Annotated in this window: 12 protein-coding genes and 1 pseudogene; 10 read left to right on the top strand and 3 right to left on the bottom strand. The window is 38.3% G+C overall.

What is annotated here, in order from left to right:
• The 8 genes from H5115_RS15880 to H5115_RS15845 all read left to right on the top strand — a co-directional run bounded on the left by H5115_RS15880 (window position 1) and on the right by H5115_RS15845 (window position 12,303).
• Complete coding sequence (locus tag H5115_RS15880) at window positions 1-345, top strand: cupin domain-containing protein (RefSeq protein ID WP_002962963.1); 345 nt, start codon at window positions 1-3, stop codon at window positions 343-345.
• A 2-nt stretch (window positions 346-347) separates the two neighbouring features.
• Entirely contained in the window at window positions 348-1,655 is a 1,308-nt protein-coding gene (locus tag H5115_RS15875; RefSeq protein ID WP_002962964.1) for an MFS transporter, read from the top strand.
• A gap of 74 nt (window positions 1,656-1,729) precedes the next feature.
• Entirely contained in the window at window positions 1,730-2,662 is a 933-nt protein-coding gene (locus H5115_RS15870) for a sugar kinase (RefSeq protein ID WP_039489409.1), read from the top strand.
• 428 nt (window positions 2,663-3,090) lie between these two features.
• The gene (gene eda / locus H5115_RS15865) at window positions 3,091-3,708 is read left to right on the top strand and encodes a bifunctional 4-hydroxy-2-oxoglutarate aldolase/2-dehydro-3-deoxy-phosphogluconate aldolase (protein ID WP_182756262.1); all 618 of its coding nucleotides are present in this window, start codon (window positions 3,091-3,093) and stop codon (window positions 3,706-3,708) included.
• Between the two features lie 14 nt (window positions 3,709-3,722).
• On the top strand, window positions 3,723-4,805 hold the full coding sequence (fbaA, locus tag H5115_RS15860; RefSeq protein WP_182756260.1) for a class II fructose-bisphosphate aldolase: 1,083 nt from the start codon (window positions 3,723-3,725) through the stop codon (window positions 4,803-4,805).
• On the top strand, window positions 4,802-5,764 hold the full coding sequence (locus tag H5115_RS15855) for a class 1 fructose-bisphosphatase (protein WP_182756257.1): 963 nt from the start codon (window positions 4,802-4,804) through the stop codon (window positions 5,762-5,764). The genes fbaA and H5115_RS15855 overlap by 4 nt, the downstream gene beginning before the upstream one ends.
• Window positions 5,765-6,215: 451 nt before the next feature.
• Window positions 6,216-8,948, top strand: coding sequence for a poly(beta-D-mannuronate) lyase (locus tag H5115_RS15850; protein WP_182756256.1), 2,733 nt, complete (start codon window positions 6,216-6,218; stop codon window positions 8,946-8,948).
• 322 nt (window positions 8,949-9,270) lie between these two features.
• Window positions 9,271-12,303, top strand: coding sequence for a TonB-dependent receptor (locus tag H5115_RS15845; protein WP_182756254.1), 3,033 nt, complete (start codon window positions 9,271-9,273; stop codon window positions 12,301-12,303).
• Window positions 12,304-12,623: 320 nt separating this feature from the next.
• On the opposite strand, the gene H5115_RS15840 is transcribed toward H5115_RS15845, so the two are convergent.
• The 3 genes and pseudogenes from H5115_RS15840 to H5115_RS15830 all read right to left on the bottom strand — a co-directional run.
• Entirely contained in the window at window positions 12,624-14,534 is a 1,911-nt protein-coding gene (locus H5115_RS15840; RefSeq protein ID WP_182756252.1) for an aminotransferase class V-fold PLP-dependent enzyme, read from the bottom strand.
• 464 nt (window positions 14,535-14,998) lie between these two features.
• Entirely contained in the window at window positions 14,999-15,283 is a 285-nt protein-coding gene (locus tag H5115_RS15835) for a hypothetical protein (protein ID WP_007587265.1), read from the bottom strand.
• Between the two features lie 145 nt (window positions 15,284-15,428).
• Window positions 15,429-15,677: pseudogene (locus tag H5115_RS15830) on the bottom strand (endonuclease III); the annotation flags it as partial.
• A 411-nt stretch (window positions 15,678-16,088) separates the two neighbouring features.
• Between H5115_RS15830 and H5115_RS15825 the strand changes: the two are divergent.
• A complete protein-coding gene (locus H5115_RS15825; RefSeq protein ID WP_182756250.1) occupies window positions 16,089-18,131 on the top strand; it encodes an ATP-dependent endonuclease in 2,043 nt (680 codons plus the stop codon).
• The gene (locus tag H5115_RS15820; protein WP_182756248.1) at window positions 18,128-19,810 is read left to right on the top strand and encodes a UvrD-helicase domain-containing protein; all 1,683 of its coding nucleotides are present in this window, start codon (window positions 18,128-18,130) and stop codon (window positions 19,808-19,810) included. The genes H5115_RS15825 and H5115_RS15820 overlap by 4 nt, the downstream gene beginning before the upstream one ends.
• Window positions 19,811-19,964 lie beyond the last annotated feature (154 nt).

Raw genomic sequence — 19,964 nt, 5'->3', positions numbered from 1 at the left:
ATGCAAAAGCAAAGCGCAAACTTTTCATTTGGTAACGAGACCGAAATTGAAGATTTAGGAAATGGTCTAAAACGTCAAATGCTAGGTTATAACGAAGAGCTAATGGCTGTTAAAATTTGGTTTGAGAAAGGGGCTATTGGTTATAACCATGCTCACAGACATTCTCAAGTAACGTATGTTGTTGAAGGTGAATTTCACTTTAACATTGATGGCGTAACTAAAATCTTAAAACCGGGTGACAGCTGCTTAATCCCACCATTTGCTGATCATGGAGCTACCTGCCCGACAGGCGGAATCCTGATTGATACTTTTAGCCCAGCGCGTGAAGACTTTCTTGAGGATTAATTATGCAACTTAAAGGCTTACGTTGGTGGGTTATAGCGCTAATAGCGCTAGCTACCATTATTAACTATATCGACCGCCAAGCACTTAGTGTGCTTTGGCCGGACATTGTTGAAGATTTATTTCCTGATGAATCAGCGCTAGAACGCAAACAAATATACGCTAATATTTCTATTGTGTTTGTATTTGCTTATGCATTTGGTCAGGCAATCTTTGGTAAAATATTTGACTGGGTGGGCACACGCTTCGGTTTTGTACTATCAATAGGTGTTTGGTCTATTGCAACCGTTGCGCATGCATTTGCACAAGGTGTACTTAGTCTTAGTATTTTTCGCGCAATCTTAGGTGTAGCAGAAGCCGGTAACTGGCCTGGTGCAGCTAAAGGTAACGCAGAATGGTTCCCTACTAAAGAACGTGCTTTAGCACAGGGTATTTTTAACTCTGGCGCCGCAATTGGTGGCATTATTGCTATTCCTTTAATTGCTTATTTAACTATCTACTTTAGCTGGCAAATGGTGTTTGTTTTTGTTGGTGCATTAGGTTTCCTTTGGTTAGTTCCATGGTTAATTTTAGTTAAAGCACCGCCTAGCTCACATCCTTGGCTGACTGCCGAAGAACGTGAATATATCTTAACGGGTCAAAGACGTGTTGATGACAACGGTGATGTAACTGGTGAAGACGAAGAGGAATATAACCCTACAACTGCTGAGTTACTTTCTCGTAAGCAAAGCTGGGGTGTAATCATTGCCTCTGCCGCAATTGACCCAATTTGGTGGTTATTTGTATTTTGGATCCCTATTTACCTAAATGAAGTATACGGTATGGATGTTAAATCTATTGGTATATACGGTTGGGTACCTTATGTTGGCGCTATGTTTGGTGCTTGGTTTGGTGGCTTATTGGCTCAAAACCGACTCAAAGCAGGTTGGAATACAGATAAAACACGTAAGCTTACTATTACGCTGGGTTGTTTAATTATGTTACCAGCGCTACTTGCAATGGCAAATCCAGGCGGACCAACAACAGCGGTACTAATTATGGCTGTTATCTTATTTGGTTTTCAAACTGCAATTGGTAACGTGCAAACACTACCAAGTGATTTGTTAGGTAAAAAAGCAGTGGGTACATTATCAGGTTTTTCTGGTATGGCGGCAAAGCTTGGTGCTGTAGGTCTTACATCGCTAGTACCTTTTCTTACTGCTGATGGTAACTACACACCAGCATTTGTAATTGGTGCTTCTTTAGCCATCATTGCAATGGCAGCTGTTTGGATTTTAATTCCAAAAATAGAACCTCTTAAAAAGCCTCAATAATCTAGATAATAACTGCTATGCCAACATATTTTGTATATGTGCATAGCAGTTAACTACATAGGGTAACTTCCAAGATGAAAAATATTTACTTTATCGGTGAATGCATGGTCGAGCTTAGAGCTATGAGCGCGGCAACACTGCACCAATCATTTGCAGGCGATGTTTATAATTCTGCAGTGTATTTAAAACGTTGCTTCCCGCAGGTTACTACTTCGGTTGTTACGGCTTTAGGTCAAGATAATTTAAGTAAAAAAATGCTAGAACGCTTTGAGAGTGAACAAATAAATACGCAACTTGTATTTGCTCACGACACCAAAGTACCTGGTATGTACTACATAGAAACTGATGAGCATGGTGAGCGTAGCTTTATTTATTGGCGCAATGATTCTGCAGCTAAAAAGGTTGTTGATTTTTTAGATGCTGATGCACTCGAGCAGCTTAGCCAAGGTGATATGTTTTTCTTTTCAGGAATTTCATTAGCAATAATTGAAGAAAGTGCACGTGAAGACTTTTGGAAAGTTGTAAAGCAGCTTAAAGATGCTGGGGTTAAAATCGTTTTTGATCCTAACTACAGAGCACGTTTGTGGAATAGTGTAGAGGAAACAAAAGAGCAGTATCATTTAGCCTTTACGTTTGCAGATATTACCCTACCAGGCGTTGAAGATTTAACAACACTTTATGACGTTCATAGCGTAGAAGCAGTTGTTGAATATTTAAAGCCTTACCAAATTGAAGAAATTGTTGTTAAAAATGGCCCTGAATCGGTAGTGACAAAAGAGGGCGATACGCTTCAAAGCCACACCATAATACCGGTAACAAATGTTGTAGATACGACATCCGCAGGCGATGCCTTTAACGGTGTTTACTTAGGTGCACGTTTATCTGATAAATCAATTTCAAGTGCTGTACAACTTGCTGCAAAAGCGGCAGGGACTGTTATACAGCAACCAGGTGCTATTGCTCCAAAAGATATATTTCAGCTAGCAATGGCTGAAGCTGGGATTTGATACCAATTTTATTAAAAACATGATCACCTTAGCGTATTAAATAACTCACTAACTACGTTAAAAATTATTTATATAGAGCAACTATTTATCATAATTTTAGCCTTGTTATTGAGCTATTTTCTTGTCGCTATAATAGCTCATTAATTTAATGCAATTGGTATAACAAAATAATTAACCTGAACTCTGGTTAAGAGATTTACTAACATATTGAATCATGGTGATATTTAAAATTATTTTCTCTAGCTAGAGATTTTCAGTGAAAACAAGGCGGATTTACGCGTCAATAGCGGGCCTATTGCAAGTAAATTCAACACAGTTAGCGCTGAAAATAGCTGCTTGAGATAGATTTATTATCTAGAGTTCAGGTTAAACAAACATTAAAGGCCGCCATACCTCGGCCGCATTACTTTTTATAAAGGAACAACGTTATGACTCGCTTTTCTGAACTTATGTCAGGACAAACACTGCTACCTATAATTCAAGCAGATACACCAGAGCAAGGTGTTCAAATAGCGAAAGCTATGGCCAATGCTGGGCTTACTTTAGTTGAAGTAGTGCTAAGAACAGAGGCATCAATAGAGGCATTAAAAGCTATTAAAGCACAGGTGCCAGAACTAAAAGTAGGTGCAGGGACAGTCATCAATACTGATATTTTGGAGCAAGCACTTGAAGCGGGTTCTGATTTTATTGTAACCCCAGCGGTGTCTCCTACGTTACTTGAAGCACTTGCTAAATGTAATGTGCCGGTACTTCCTGGTGTATCAAACACCGGTGATATTTTAATGGCGCTTGAATATGGCTTTGAAGAGCAAAAATTATTCCCAGCATCGCTTGCTGGTGGCGCTCCTTTTGTGTCAGCTGTGTCGTCAGTATTTAGAGCAGTCAGCTTTTGTCCTACAGGTGGCGTTAGCGAAAGTAACAAAATGGACTATCTTTCTTTAAATAATGTATTCGCCGTTGGCGGTACTTGGATAGCGAAAAAAGAATGGGTTGAACAAGAAAATTGGCAAGCAATTACTGATTCTTGTATCCAGGCTTTAAAATAGAAAGGATTTCATAAATGAATTATTTAGCCCCAACAATACTACCAGGCGTAATCGTTGGCGACGAAGTAAGTACTGTGTACGAGCATGCACGTACACATCAATATGCGTTGCCAGCGGTAAATGTTGTTAGTACAACATCTATTAATGCGACGCTAGAAGCTGCTAAAAAGAAAAACTCGCCCGTTATTATTCAGCTTTCTAATGGTGGAGCACAATTTTTTTGTGGTAAAAGCTTATCTTTACCAGAGCAACAATCAGCTGTGCTTGGGGCGGTAAGTGCTGCAAGATATGTACATTCAGTGGCAGCACATTATGAAGTAGCAGTGATGCTTCACACTGATCACGCAGCTAAAAAGCTACTACCTTGGATTGATGGTTTGCTTGATGAAGGTGAAAGACACTTTGAACTGACTGGCAAGCCATTGTTTAGCTCACATATGATTGATCTGTCAGAAGAGCCTTTAGAAGAAAATATCGAAATTTGTGAACGTTACTTAACGCGTATGGCAAAAATAGGTATGACGCTTGAAATTGAGCTTGGTTGCACGGGTGGCGAAGAAGACGGTGTTGATAACTCACACTTAGATAGTTCTGCTTTATACACTCAACCTGAAGATGTTGCATTTGCTTACGAACGCTTAAGTCGTATTAGCCCTAACTTTATAATTGCAGCCTCTTTTGGCAATGTTCATGGTGTATATAAACCGGGTAACGTTGTTCTTACGCCAACTATTTTAAAAGATTCACAAGCTTACGTATCAGAAAAATTTAATCTACCAAGCAACTCAATTAACTTTGTTTTTCATGGTGGTAGTGGTTCTGAGTACAGTAAAATTGCAGAGTCTTTAACGTATGGCGTAGTGAAGATGAATATTGATACCGATACGCAGTGGGCGTGTTGGACAGGTATTTTAGATTACTACAAAGACAAGCAAGCATACCTACAGGGGCAAATTGGTAACCCTGAAGGGGATGATAAGCCAAACAAGAAATACTATGACCCTCGTGTATGGTTGCGTCATTCAGAGCAAAGTATGGTTGCAAGGCTAGAGCAATGCTTTGACGATCTAAATTGTGTAAACAGGTATAGCGCATGAAAAGATTAAATACAGTATTGAAAGAAGACGGTGTAGATACCGATCTTATTTTACTTATTCGCACAATTTTAGCGACCAGTAAAGAAATTGCTTTTCGAGTAAGCCAAGGTGAATTAGCCGGTGTTTTAGGCTCAACTTTGAATGAAAACGTTCAAGGTGAAGTTCAAAAAAAGCTTGATGTAATCGCAAACCAACTACTTAAAGACATCCTACTTGATGATAGCTGTGTACGATCTGTTGCATCAGAGGAAGAAGATCATGCGGTAGGTGGCCACCCTGAAGGTAAGTTTATTGTTGCTTTTGACCCGTTAGATGGCTCTTCTAATATTGATGTTAATGGGCAAATAGGCACTATATTTACTATTTACTTAGCCCGTGATGATGTTCCTTTTGATAGCGACGAGCAATTTAGTCAGCCCGGTGTAAATCAAGTATGTGCAGGCTATGTGTTATACGGCCCTTCATCATTACTTGTAATGAGTACTGGCGGTCCTACGCGTTGTTATACGTTAGACTCAACACATGGCGGTTACTTACTGACAAATAAGCAGTTAAGTGTGCCAGAACAAAGTCGTGAATTTGCCGTTAATATGGCTAACTACCGTTACTGGGACGAACCAACACAAGTGTATTTTGATAAATTGCTATACACCTGTGAAAGCTTTGAAAAAAGCTCAATGCGTTGGAATGCAGCGATGGTAGGCGACGTTCATCGTATTTTATGCCGAGGCGGGTTATTTTTGTATCCACAAGATAAACGCAGTGGTAACGATAACGGAAAGATAAGACTGCTTTATGAAGCAAACCCGTTAGCACTTTTAGTTGAAAACGCAGGTGGTAAAGCAACCTCTAGAGGAACGCGAATTTTAGATATTGCGCCAACTAGCTTGCACCAGCGTGTGCCTGTTGCTTTGGGTTCAAATGAGCCTGTAGAGTTTTATAATAACGCCATGTTATAAAACAGCACTCAAAAAAAGGGGTAAGAAAATTGCCCCTTGTTTTACCCTTAATTTTAATTCTCTTTGTAAATCATCCTCTTTATACAAACTCACTTCTTTTCTTATTGTCTTCAAATAAGAATACTTCACATATATTTAATAATATTACTTACTAAACCCTATATAAAACTAAGTTTTTACTATAACGCTATGTATCTTCAACGTTATTTTTCACAATTGAATTCAATTTTCAACCAAAAATAAAAGCCCAAGGTTAACTTGGTGTTTGTTTATTGTTATTTAATTAGGTGGGGATAGTGGAAAAACTTATTTTATTGTGGTTATATTACCAAGTTGGTTAACAATTTACTTGCAATTTAAATAAATTTGGTAATAAACACATGATTTATTTGGTAACACACACAATAGATGGCCAAATATTAAAACTATAAATTTGGAGAATAGAGCCACCATGAAATTCAAACATTTTGCGCTATGCGCTATTGCAGCTGCAATCGTTGGTTGTGACACAAACTCAAACAACAATGACAACAACTTGGGCTCTATTGCTCTTAGTGGAACTGTTACAAGCGGACAAACATTAACAGCTGAAGTTAGTGACCCTGATGGTATCTCAGGTGACGTGACTTACTACTGGTATGCAGATGGTGAGGCAATTGCTGGTGCAAATAGCGCTTCATTTACATTGACTGACGATCAGATAGGGTTACCAATTACAGTTCAAGGGCTTTATACCGATGATGGCGGTATTAATGAATCGCATATTACAGAACCAACCGCAGATGTTGCCGCAATCGCATTTCCTGCAAGTTTAACTATTACAGGTGACGCACTAGTTGGTTCGCAACTAACTGCTAATGTAGCTGACGACAATGGCTTTGATGGCGATACAGTAACTTATAAATGGTTTGCAGATGACGTAGAAATTGCTGATGAAGCACTTTCAACGCTCACGTTAACAGACGCACAGTTTGGTACAGTTATTACAGTTAGTGCATCTTTTGAAGATAGCCGTGGGTTTAACGAGTCTGTAACTTCAGCCGGTACAGAGGTTGTCGCACGAACAAACTCAGAAGGTGAAGTTACAATTAGCGGCACGCCAACTGTTGGAAATACATTAACAGCAGAAATTAATGATACCGATGGGGCGACAGGAGATATTACTTATCAATGGCTTGCTGACGCACAAGAGATAGATGGCGCAATAGAGAGCACCTTTACAGTTGATGCATCACTTTTAGGTCAAAAGATAAGTGTTCAGGTTGCTTATACAGATGATAATGGGTTTATCGAGGATAATACATCAGAGGAAACAATTGCTGTTTCTGCTGTTGCGGTTGATGAAGCCGGTAGCGTAGCCATTATGGGTGTAGTGCCTTATTTAACAAATGGCGAGTTAACCGCTGAGATAACTGATAACAACGGCGTTGAAGAGGCTAACGTTACTTATACTTGGTCTGCTGATGGTGTTGAAATAGCAGGGAGCAATAGTAAAACATTTACGCCTTCTGATTACGCTGGCTCAATAATGTCAGTAAAAGCCACGTATACAGATAATGATGGCTTTGCGAGTGAGGTTACAAACTCACTTGATACACTGGTTTACACTCAATTAGTTAGTAACCCTGAAGCACTCCTTGGTGCTATAAGTGGCGGTTTAGCTGACGGTGATGTTATTGGTTTAAACACCGGTGTTTATGCTGATATGGACGCAATTGTATTAACCAGTGCAGTAACGCTTCGCGCTGTAGAAGGTCAAACTCCTGTACTTAGTGGTGAAGTATGTGTGCATGTAGCTGCTGGAGTAGATGGCGCTGGGTTAACAGGGCTTACCTTTAAGAATATAGATACTAAAGCGGGTGCATTTTGTGAAACCGAAGAAGGTGCTGTTATTTACTCAGAAGGGGATAACTTTACTTTTTCGCAAAACACGATGGATGGAGAAGAAGCGACACTCAATAACTCTGAATACCATTGGCTGATGATAAAAGGTCAAAGTGCGTTGGTTGAGCGAAATACATTCTCTAATCGAAATGTAGCAGAAAAAGGGTCTGTGATAAAAATATCATCATCAAGCTCTGATCACGTTATTCAATATAATTTATTTAGTGACAGTGATAATCCAAACTTTGATCAATCAAGTCTATACTTAATCAATGCAGGTAGTACAACGGGTAGTGGTGCAGCTGATAACGCAAACTTTACTATTCAGTATAACCGCGTAGAAAACTTTGTAACGGGTCGTCGTTTAATGCGTGTACAAACTTCTGGCGCAACCATCAAAGGCAATACAATCGTAAATCCTAATGGTGGTATTTCATTAGAAGATGGTGGATTTAATAGTGTTACAGACAACATTATTATTCGTACTACAGATATTGCAAGCTCAAGCGACAGACCTGCTGGGGTATTGATCACACCACTTGGTCACACCGTTAGTAACAACTACATTGCAGGTATTCGTTCTGGTAATAAAGAAGCGGGCGGTATTGTATTTACAGCTAACCCATTTTCACAAGCTGATGGCGGTGTGCCAAACTCAGGTAACCAAGCTGTACTTGATAGCGCTGGCGACTTTACACTAAATGTAACAAACAATACGGTTTTGAACTCACAGCAACCTATTGTATTTAGTACGGAAATAGGCCCTAAAGCACCAACAAGTGATTGCGATGAGTTAACCGCAGCGAATGCACCGGTACTATACGGGCTGACCAAAAATGCGTTTGTTATAAACTTTAATGGAAATTTAATTGCAAACGGTTTAGGCGATCAAACAGACGCAGATACAATAAACAGCAGTGCCACAACTCAAGGCCTATTTTACCCAAATACACTTGAAAGTGACCATGCTTTTGAATATGACTGTGACTTAATTAATCATGATAGTTCGGTGCTAAGTAATAACTTTGGTTATATGGATAGTCGAGTATCAGGCGATGCAAGCGGTGACTGGGTTGAAATTAGAAAACTAAATGGTAATGGCGCATTCGATACTGATGGTGCAATTGACCAAGACCCAGCAACTAACGGTAAAGAAGTGCTTGAGTACGTTACAGCAGCAAGTACGTTATTAGAAACTGACCCTGCAGGCCTTCAGGCAGAGGCGGGTGCTAAAGGTCTTCATTATATTCAATCATCTGAAGTAGGTGTTGGATCTACATGGAAAATACAAAACGATTAAGTAACCAATTAATCAGTTAACTTTTAAAAGCCCCAAATTTGGGGCTTTTTTATTATTTATACTTTTCACCACGCTTTTTTAGCCTCCATAACTCATTTATGGACTAGTTTAGAGCTATTTATATTCTAGCAAAAACCTGCCTGACCTACTGGTAATGCCGTTAAGTTAAAATTGGTATACCTTATGGTAATATTAAAACGTCAAATTGGTTGATCATCATGCTGGGTTTAAGTATATTAATACCAAAGGTCACATAAAATATACATCAGCATAACAAGCTAACACACTAAAATCACACAACAACAACCAGCGGAGAATTCAAATGTCGTTGAAGTCACGAGATAACAATAATTCTACAACAGGGCAGTTTGCAATGCGCCCAGTTGCAAAATGGGTAAGAACAGCGGTCATCGCAGGTATGGCAAGTTCTTGCGTATTTACAGCAAGCGCACAGGAAGATCAGGGAAAAGCGACAGAAGTTGAAGAAGACGTTGAAATAATTAGTGTTACAGGTACACGTAGAACGATACAAGATCAAATAGCAATTAAACGTGAAGCAACAACGGTAGTTGATGGCCTGTCATCTGAAGATATTGGTGATTTACCAGCACTGTCTATCGGTGAAGCACTAGAATCAATTACAGGTGCTGCATCTCACCGTGAAAACGGTGGTGCTACAGAAATCACTATCCGTGGTCTTGGTCCATTTTTAAGTGCAACACACATTAATGGTCGTGAAGCGACAAATGGTAGTGGTGACCGCTCAGTTAACTTTTCGCAGTTTCCTTCTGAACTTGTAAAAAAAGTAGCGATATATAAAACGCAAGATGCCTCAATGATTGAAGGTGGTGTTGCAGGTGTTATTGCACTTGAAACTATAACTCCACTTGATTTTGGCAAACAGCGCGTATCAGCTGAGGTTAAATTAAACTATAACCCAGATGAAGGTAATGTAGATAACTCGCTGCAAAGTGACGCGGGTTACCGTGGCACGTTTAGTTATGTTGATCAGTTTGAATTTGATAACGGCCAAGCCGTTGGTGTGTCTTTTGGTGTGCAGCGCCAAGAAATTAGTCAACCAGAAGCTGAATACAGAAGCTCTAGCCCTTCAGGTTCTTCATTATGGGCGTGTTTAAACGATCCTAATAATACCAATGAAGGTTTTTATCGTAGCAGCGCAGGCGACTGTGAAGACCAAGTTAATGGCAGTAAAAACCAAGGCTACGATACAGAAATCGATCCAGAAACAGGTAAAGCAGTAAGTGATGGGACTCCTTATGCTTGGACTGGCAGTAGCCGAAGCTTTCGCCAAAATGAAACATCAGATGAACGTGATGCAGTATTTTTTGCACTGCAATACCAACCGTCAGCTGATTGGGATGTTAACTTTGATGCACAAATTTCAGATAGAACACAACAAGAAGCACGCCACGATTTAATTTTTTTACAAAAACGTGCTACACCAGGTGTAACCGGTCCAACACTTGTCACTAACGATGTAGGCGGTATTTTACATTGGGAAGGTGAAGAGCGCATTGAATCAGCGGGTGAGCAATTCTCTCGTGAAGAAAACTACCAAGGTTACGGCATAAATATAGAGCATACAGTTACCGATAGATTAACTGTTGATTTAGATTTAGCGTACTCAAAAACAGAACGCGAAGAACTTCAAATATCTAACCGTGGTAGAACCTCAAGCCAAACTTTCTTTTCTTGGGATATGGGCGATGAAATCCCTCATTTCACATTAACAGACTTTGACGTAACAGATATTTCAAACTTTACAGATAGCCTAAGAACACGACTTGACCGTGAAAATGTTCGTGAAAACGAAGTTATCTCAGCGCGACTAGATTTTGACTATGCGCTAGATGGCAATGTTTTTACCAGTGTCCAAGGTGGTATTAGAACATCTGAAATGACTTTCCTACAGTATGGTGGTGGCCAAGGTAACGGTTCAAGAAACGAATTTACACTAGACTCTGGTACTGAAGCGCTTGACGTATTACAAGGTTGTCAAATCGATTTCCCTGAATCAGGCTTTTTATCGAGTGTATCTGATGGCGATATTGTAACAAATGTTGATAGCGACGGTAACGTTGTAGCTAGCGGTACAGGTTCATCATGGGCTACATACGACAACGTATGTTTCTCACAAGCTGTAGCTGGTTCTAACGTTGATGGTGTGTTTGCTTACCCAGAAGTGGAATATGAAAATACGGGTACAATTGATGTAACAGAAAAAACAACATCAGTGTACTTAATGGCTAACTACGATACTGAAATGTTTGGCAAATTCATTCGCGGTAACTTTGGTCTTCGTATTGTAGACACAGAAGTAACTTCGATTGGTTTTAGAAATAGCTTTGACGTAGTAACAAGTGACACAGGTGTACTTTCTCTGCGTGAGTCTGATAACGGTTCACTGGATAAAATAAAAAGCGGTGGTGACTACACGAAGTACTTACCAAGCTTTAACCTAGTTATTGATTACAGCGAAGATATTTTATTCCGTGCAGGTATATACCGTGGTATGTCGCGTGCAGATCCATCTGATTTAGGATACAGCCGTACGTTCGAAGAAGATAAAGATGGTACAGCAACTTCAATCAGCGATTTATTAGTGGGTGTAAATGGTTCTGGTAACCCGGACACTCAACCGCTTATGTCGTGGAACTACGACGCTGCGTTTGAATGGTACCCTAACGAAGATTCAATCTTAGCGTTAAGCTTATACTACAAACAGTTCAACGGTGGTTTTCAACAACAAACAGTAATTGAAGATTTTACTGTTGCCGGTGAAACAGTTTCACTACCAATCACTAACTCTGTTACATCAGACGAGGACAGTGAAATACTAGGCCTTGAAGCTTCATTTTCTTACCGCTGGGATAATGGCATCGGTATGAAATTTGGTTACAACTATGCAGACACTGACTTTGAGTTCCAAGATAGCTTATACGGCGATACGTTTGAGACTGACGTAGATGGTAATACTACACAGTTAACTGACGGTATTATTGAGTCGGCTTCAGTACCTGGCTTTTCAAAGCATGTATTTAGCAGCCAGCTGTACTACCAAATTGGTGGGTTTGATACTGCCGTTATTTACAAATATCGTAGTGAGTATTTCCAACCATATACTACAAATGGTACTCGACTTCGTTATGTTGATGGCGTAGGCGTATGGGAAATGCGCGCATCATACAAAATTGATGAGCACTTTAGAGTTAAAGCAGAAGCAATTAACTTGTTCAGCGCACCTAAATCACAAGATTTCTTTGTTGAAGGAAACTTAGGTGAAGTGAATGACTACGGCCCACGCTTATTCTTAGGTTTAAGCTACAAGCTGTAATAATAGTTAAAATATTATAAACATTAAAAAGGCGGTTTTACCGCCTTTTTTCATGTTTATAATTCAAGTTAGATTAGTTATGTAGACTGGTATGTGCCAGTGTAGGACGGATAAGCGAAGCGGCATCCGACACAGTAAAATACCTTGCCAATTATCATCAACATTTTATGTTGTCGAGTGGCTGAACTCACAGCCCAAAGGAAACAAAAAATCTAGCCCGTTTGATCTTCAAACTCACACAAACCTTCAATGTTACTGCGGCAATGTCTTGCGACACTGCCACCAGCAATTATTATCGAGATAGTATTAAACCAATACCTTTATTTTTTAACCTTTCCCTTAAGAACATAAATTTCACCGTCAAAACTGCCTTGAATCGTCAGTCCTTGGCTTGCCAACTCTTGCAAATATTCAACATGATCATCAGTGATATGCTGGCCTGGGACTAAAAGCGGTATGCCCGGTGGATATGGAGTAACTAAACCTGCACAAATGCGGTTGTTACTTTTGCTAATAGGCACAGATTCGCGGTCGCCATAAAAAGCATCGCTTGGAAGACACGCCAAGTCTATGGCTGGTAAATTTTCAGGTAAGCGAGCTCTACGCGTCGATTTCGATAGTTTTACTTTACCGCTGTCTAGCTTTTTCAATGCATTGTACAAACGAATTATTTTTGAGCGCGTGCCGCCAAGCGTCAGTAAAACCAAAATGGTGCTGTGTGTGTATTTTTCTATCTCTAGCCCAATTTCATCCAGTAGATATTTATGAATATCTTTTAATGAGTAAGGTAGCTCACTAATATCAATAAGGATCTTTAATGGGTCGTGACCCATGTTATCACCACTAAAATGCGGGAATATTTCCATAAAGTCTTGCTTAGCTAATACTTTAATTTGCTTAAGCGAGGCCATCTGTTGTTTAAACTCCTCAACATGATTTAGCAGCGCATTGAGCAGCTTATAGCCTTCCATCTCTAATTGCTTTTGGCACACGTCAAGCGATGCAATAAGCTGATATTTTGGCGATGTACTAGCGTAGATACTATAAATCTCTCGAAAGAAATCGGCATCAAAATCGGGGTCGTTAATATGAATATAAGACGCTTGAGAAAACGCCGATACTACTTTATGCGCCGAATGCGTAATGTAGTCAGCCCCTGCATGTATCGCAGAATAATGACGAAAGCTAGGATGAAACAAAGAGTATGCAAACCAAGCTTCATCTATAAATACCTTGATACCATATTGATGAGCATAATCTACGACTTGTTTCAGGTCGCTAAGTAGGCCATCGTAAGTACAACCGGTAAGCACTAGTAATTTAGCATCAGTATTGTTTTCAATTGCTAACTTGATGTCGGCCAACGATGGTGGCGCGAAAATGCCATATTTTGGATTTAAAATACTCGCCAAATAAATAGGGTAACTGGCTGATTGCAAGATGCCATAGTGTACTGATTTATGGCAATTACGGTCGACAATTACTTTATCTCCCTTGCGCAGCAGTGTCTGCAAGATGATTTTATTTGAGGTAGATGAACCATTTGTAACAAAGTAGGTGTGTTTAACTTCAAACGTCGCCGCTGCTGATTCTTGGGCGCGACCAATAGTATTAGTGCTGTCTGATAATGAACCTAGCGAGTCTACCGAAACCGACAGGTCGCCAACAAATACATTGCGGCCATAAAACTGATAAAAATCTTTAATATAAGGAGAGTTTCTAAAGCTAGAGCCACCGCTATGACCCGGTGTGTGCCATGAATCGTTTGACTCGCCCACATAACGACGATACGCCGTCCAAAATGGCGTTTCCGAACGGTCGTCAAAATCGTTGATCATATAACCTAAAATAGCTTCTGGGTCAGAAATTACCTCATCTTTAAAAAAGAAGGATTCGATTTCTTCCGATTCGTTAACGATCTCTAGTCCTTTAGTGTCGTCGCCGATAACATAAACCGGCAACTCAAGACGAATTGCCTTTAAATCTTCAATAAAGCGGCTATACATCCGCTCACCCACTTTGTTGTGCATATCCCAGCTTAGAACCACGGCTTGAATATCACCATCTTCCTCTACACATTCCAGCGCGTGTTTAAGCTCGAGGCATTCAATAATATCGATATGAATATCGTCTCGCTCAAAGTTAGGAATGGTCTTTGACAGATTCGTTGAAAGCCCTTGTAAAGTGGCTGGGTCTTGCTCAATTATCAAGATACGAAGTAGAGGTAGCATAGAGGGTTTCGCAATATAATTTTATAATGCTCACTAGCATAACCAAAGGAGTGTAACTTGTGAAATTAATACTTTGATAATGTTCTAATAATTGTTCTATTTCATTGGCTACTACAAATAAGAGGCGCAATGAAATTCATGTGTTTTCTGTTTGCATCGTAAGCATAAAGATTTTGATCATTATCAACGACAATATACTTCCCTTAAAGTTTTATACCACTAAAGTATAAAAATCATACTTATTTGATGGGCAGTTTTGTGCCAGTGTAGGTCGAATAAGCGAAGCGCCATCCGACACAGTAAAATACCTTACCAATTATTATCAGCATTTTATGTTGTCGAGTGGCTGGAGAGTGCCATGAGCAGACGGTGGTAACGCCCCAAGCAGGGGATTTTAAGAGCGTTTTTCAGCGAGTAAAATTCCCGCTGACTTGGCTTGTTAGGTTGCAGGTCTACAACAAACACTATTGAGCCTCGACGCTGTGATAATCAGCTGATGTTTCATAACAATTGACACACACAACTGACATTTTATTAAAGGCCCGAAACTTCTCAGTCATACCATCTTCTTCATCAAACAAGGCTTCACATTTGGAACACCACGCTTGAAGGTCATTAGGTTCGCTAGAGTTTTCAATAAAGCCTACAGGTACACCTTCTGGTTTCAACAAATGGCAACAGACGACGGCTGCAACTCGCTTACCATGTTCGCCACAATCAACATACATTGGTTCAATCTCAGTGCTCATATGCAACCTAACAACTCTATCAGAGGACACTTTCCCTTTTTTAGCGCGAAAACGTCCTTATTGTATGAGTTTCTATTAATAGCAAATAGTGTAAGTTATTGCCAGCCCTCCAAAATGACTGGCTATCGCTCAAGGCTGCCTATAGTTACTCTGTTTTATCTTTAAACTCACACAAGTCTTCAATAATACAGCTGCCACACTTTGGTTTACGCGCTACGCAGGTGTAGCGCCCGTGTAGTATTAGCCAATGGTGAACGTCTACATTAAATTCTTTTGGTACAACCTTTTCAAGCTTTTGTTCTACAGCGACAACATCTTTACCCATGGCAAGCTTTGTACGGTTAGATACACGAAATATATGTGTATCTACGGCTATTACAGGCCAGCCGAAAGATAATTATGGTAGATATAAAGCATGTCTAATCGCACAAGGCTAGTTTGTGGCAGTAGCACATAGTCAGTAACGTGATGTATAAAGTTTAAGTTTGCTCAGTGTTAAATTAAGTGACGTAAGTTGGGTTGAGTATATCGAAACCCAACAAAACAATACCCAACCAATTAGCACCAATATTTAGCATTATCGGTTGTCTCAAATAAGCTCAGATCAGCTGGTCAGTAATATGGTGCCTGAAGACAATATTTGATCCCTTTGACTTTTGCTGTTACTGATTTAAATAATGTTTTCCTGGTAAATTGAACTAAATATCGTTTCAATTATTGAGAGTATGGTAGATTGAAATACCTTATTAAGAATACTTTTTAAGCTAGGGAAATGAATTTACCTACATTAGATTGAGAGTGAAAAATGCGTTTAAATAAAATTTATATTTCAGGCTTTAAGAGTATTTCAAATGCATCACCGCAAACGTTGATGTTGGATTCTTCGTTGACTACTCTCATTGGTCATAATGGCACAGGTAAAAGCACTGCATTAGAGGCTTTAAATAAATTATTTTCTACTGATTCTAACCTTAGAGGGCTATCTAAAAATGATTTTAATGTCCCCTCTGTTGAACAAGCTGACACTTCTAAACATTTGGTGATTGAGGCTTGGTTTGATTTTCCTAAGCTCAATAAAGATAATGCAGAAATACCTTATTTATTAAATCAAATGGTGGCTACTGATGATTCTGGAAGCCTATTATTTAGAGTTAGACTTGAAGGTTCACTAACTTTTGATTACAACCCTACAGGTGAAGTTGAAGAAGATATCTGGACAGTTAGCAGTACAAAAAAAATACTTGATGACGAAGATAAAAATCGCTTATCTGGAGCAATTAGAAGTGCGATACAAGTTAATTATATCCCTGCCAACAGAGATCCTTTAATTCAATTGAAATATTCTTCAAAAGCAATTCTTGGGCGTTTATTAAAAGCGATACGTTGGACAGGCGTTGAAAAAGAAAGCTTTGAAAAAAAAGCTTCTGATTTAAATACCGTTGCTAAAAAATCACCTGCTTTGAAGCAACTCTCAGAAGCAATTGATACAAATTGGAAGTCGATATATAAGGGGCGGTATTTAAAAGATGCAGATTTGAATTTCCCTCTTAGCAATATTGATGAAGTGCTTAAGTTATTACAATTACATTTTAATTCTGATGAATCTGGAAATAAAATGGATACATCACTTTTAAGTGATGGTCAAAAATCACTTGCATATTTTGCACTAACCAAAGCCTTATTCGACATAGATAAATCAATTCAATCAGCTTCAATATCTGGTAAAGAAACTCATTTTGATGCGGAAAAAATGAAATTACCTATTTTCAGTTTAATATCTCTTGAAGAACCTGAGAATCATCTATCACCTCATTATTTAGGGCGCATTATAAAGTTAATTTTAGAATACACAGAAGATGGTAATTGTCAGGCAATAATATCAACACATTCGGCTTCAATAGTTGGTCGTATTGAACCATCACAGATAAGACATTTTAGTTTAAATTCGGAAACTAAAAGCACTGCAATAACTAAGTTAGAATTACCGAAGAAAGAAGATGAAAAATCAAAGTACATTAGTGAAGCTATAAAAGCATATCCAGAAATTTACTTTGCAAAATTAGTTATTTTAGGGGAAGGGGATAGTGAGCAAGTCGTTTTACCTAAAATACTTGAAGCTTTTTCAACAGAAATTGATACTCATTCGATTTCAATAGTTCCCCTAGGTGGAAGACATGTAAATCACTTTTGGCGTTTGTTAGAGTCTATAAATATTCCATATATTACATTGTTGGATTTAGATTTAGACCGGAATGGCGGTGGATTTGGGCGATTAAATTATGCGATAAAACAATTATATACCCATAAAAATGTGACTTACTTCCATGAAGAAATTTTGCCACTTTTACCTGAATGGAATGATGCATCTCATCCTAAAGATTTTAGTATTAACTATACGGACGTTGGGCTAATAAATATTATGGATGAGTTAGAAAAAAATAATGTGTTTTTTTCGAGTCCATTAGATATTGATTATTCGATGATAATGTCATTCCCAGATATATTTTGTTCTAAGGATGAAGTGCATGGTGAAAGAGGACCGAAAGGGGAAGCTGAAAATGAAAGTGAAAGTGCGGTAGATAAAGCTTCAAGAGAAAAATCCTTAATCAATGCTGTTCTTAAAGAAAGCAATGAAGGAGCTACCCATTACTCTGATGACTATCTAAATAATTTTTTGTGGTATAAATATAGATTTTTAGGTACTAAGAGTAAACCTGCTTCACATGTTCGCCTATTTTCAAAATTGGAAGACACGTATACCCCTGAAAAAATAAAAGAAATGTTACCGAAAGAATTAAAAAGACTTGCGTTGAAAACGCAAAAAATTCTTGAGGGTACTATCGAATGATTGTAGATAACTGGCTTCCAACTGAGGGTATTGAAGCAACACAGCAGTTGATGAATATTATTAAATTCGATGAATGCTCTTTGTCTATTTTAGCTGGTGCAGGATCAGGAAAAACAGAATTGTTAGCTCAGAAATCTAACTACCTTTTGGAGACTAATAAATGTAATTGGCCTAAACGCATATTATGTTTATCTTTTAAAACTGAGGCACAGGTAAATATTGGGAAAAGGGTAAAAAAGCGTTGTGGATCAAAAGCTGAGCGTTTCGATTCATTCACATTCCATGCCTTTAGTAAAAGTATTGTTGATCGGTTCAAGAATGTTTTGCCCGAAAATGAAAGACCTTCTGAACGTTATGACATAGTTATAAAAAATTATCAGTCCAATGGTAAAAATAAAATTTGGATTGGATCTTTAATTAAAATGGCTTTAAGAATCGTAACGCTTAATGCTGATGTTAAATCTCTTTTTAATTTATCCTACCCTTATGTTTTCATAGATGAATTTCAAGATACCAGTTACGAGCAGTACAATTTAATACGCTGTTTGTTCATGGGTACTGATACCAAATTACTTTGTGTAGGTGATTTAAATCAAAGCATTATGCTATTTGCAAATGCTAATCCAACAGTTTTTGATGAATTTCAAAATGATTTTTGTTATGCCAATATAAAGAGAATGTTGCTAACAAAAAATTATAGAGCAACTGAAGAAATTCAAGGCGTACTTAACAAGTTTTTAGAGTATGTAGAAGATGAAAATAATGTTCTTCAGCCTTTAACTAAGCCTTTATCTAACTGCAAAATTAAATATTTCCCTGATGAATTCAAAGAGTCCTCTTTTCTTGTGGAATATATTGCATCGCTAGTTGAGTCGGGAGTTAAAGAAGAGGAAATATGTGTTTTGACAAAGCAGCATTCTTCCAAGTATACGGCTGTATTGAGATCTGGACTTTCTAATAAAAGCATTAGAAATCTAGATATGACAGATTTACAAGACACTTTGAAAGAACCATTAGGTAGACTGTTCACTTTTATACTTAAAATATACACGTTGAAAGATGCTCAAAATTGGAGTGAATTTTGTGAGTTTTGTTTATCGCTGAATAATATAAGTAATGATGAAGAGGTGGAGTTCATTAATAAGCTAAGTCATCATGTTCACATCAATCAAAAATCATTTATTGGTACAGATCCAGTTAATTCTTTACTGAACCTAATTAAAGCAACATTTGAGTTTATTGGAATAAGCAAAATAAAAGCAAGATGGGCGCAGTACAAATCATTAGAGTATTTTGAGTTAATATGGAAGCATCTTGAGTTGCATTTAAGAGATACTATTAATGTTACTTCCACCTTAGAAGAAGCATCATTAATGTTTAATGCAGAAAATTCAGTTCAATTAATGAATGTTCATAAGTGTAAAGGACTTGAATATCAATGTGTTATATTTATGGGGATGGAAGATGAAGCATTTTGGAATCATACTGATAACAACTTTGAAAGTAAATGTTTGATGTTTGTAGCTCTTTCCAGAGCTAAAGAAAGTATTTTAGTTACATTAGCTGGCGACAGAGAGCATAGAGGAAATCAAGATCGGTACTCAAATTTCAATAAAGTGGATCTGTTGTTTCAAACTCTTACTGGAAAATGTGGATTTAATTATGAAATCTGTAGTTAACAAAAAGTGAATTATGAGTTCGTCTTGTTGCTTCTTATAGCAACAAGACTTACGCGCCTCTATAAATTGTCAAACTAGTTGTAGCGATCACTACGTTATTTACTTACGATTTCACGTTCACGATTTACGTACTTTTTCTGGTAAATCCCAATTG

Origin of the sequence: Pseudoalteromonas sp. SR44-2 (assembly GCF_014163745.1) — a bacterium.
Taxonomy (GTDB): Bacteria; Pseudomonadota; Gammaproteobacteria; order Enterobacterales; family Alteromonadaceae; genus Pseudoalteromonas; species Pseudoalteromonas distincta.
This window is presented reverse-complemented; position numbering and strand designations above follow the sequence as displayed.

Coding starts and splice junctions, on each gene's coding strand:
- H5115_RS15880 (WP_002962963.1), top strand. CDS start 1: ATGCAAAAGCAAAGCGCAAACTTTTCATTTGGTAACGAGACCGAAATT.
- H5115_RS15875 (WP_002962964.1), top strand. CDS start 348: ATGCAACTTAAAGGCTTACGTTGGTGGGTTATAGCGCTAATAGCGCTA.
- H5115_RS15870 (WP_039489409.1), top strand. CDS start 1,730: ATGAAAAATATTTACTTTATCGGTGAATGCATGGTCGAGCTTAGAGCT.
- eda (WP_182756262.1), top strand. CDS start 3,091: ATGACTCGCTTTTCTGAACTTATGTCAGGACAAACACTGCTACCTATA.
- fbaA (WP_182756260.1), top strand. CDS start 3,723: ATGAATTATTTAGCCCCAACAATACTACCAGGCGTAATCGTTGGCGAC.
- H5115_RS15855 (WP_182756257.1), top strand. CDS start 4,802: ATGAAAAGATTAAATACAGTATTGAAAGAAGACGGTGTAGATACCGAT.
- H5115_RS15850 (WP_182756256.1), top strand. CDS start 6,216: ATGAAATTCAAACATTTTGCGCTATGCGCTATTGCAGCTGCAATCGTT.
- H5115_RS15845 (WP_182756254.1), top strand. CDS start 9,271: ATGTCGTTGAAGTCACGAGATAACAATAATTCTACAACAGGGCAGTTT.
- H5115_RS15840 (WP_182756252.1), bottom strand. CDS start 14,534: ATGCTACCTCTACTTCGTATCTTGATAATTGAGCAAGACCCAGCCACT.
- H5115_RS15835 (WP_007587265.1), bottom strand. CDS start 15,283: ATGAGCACTGAGATTGAACCAATGTATGTTGATTGTGGCGAACATGGT.
- H5115_RS15825 (WP_182756250.1), top strand. CDS start 16,089: ATGCGTTTAAATAAAATTTATATTTCAGGCTTTAAGAGTATTTCAAAT.
- H5115_RS15820 (WP_182756248.1), top strand. CDS start 18,128: ATGATTGTAGATAACTGGCTTCCAACTGAGGGTATTGAAGCAACACAG.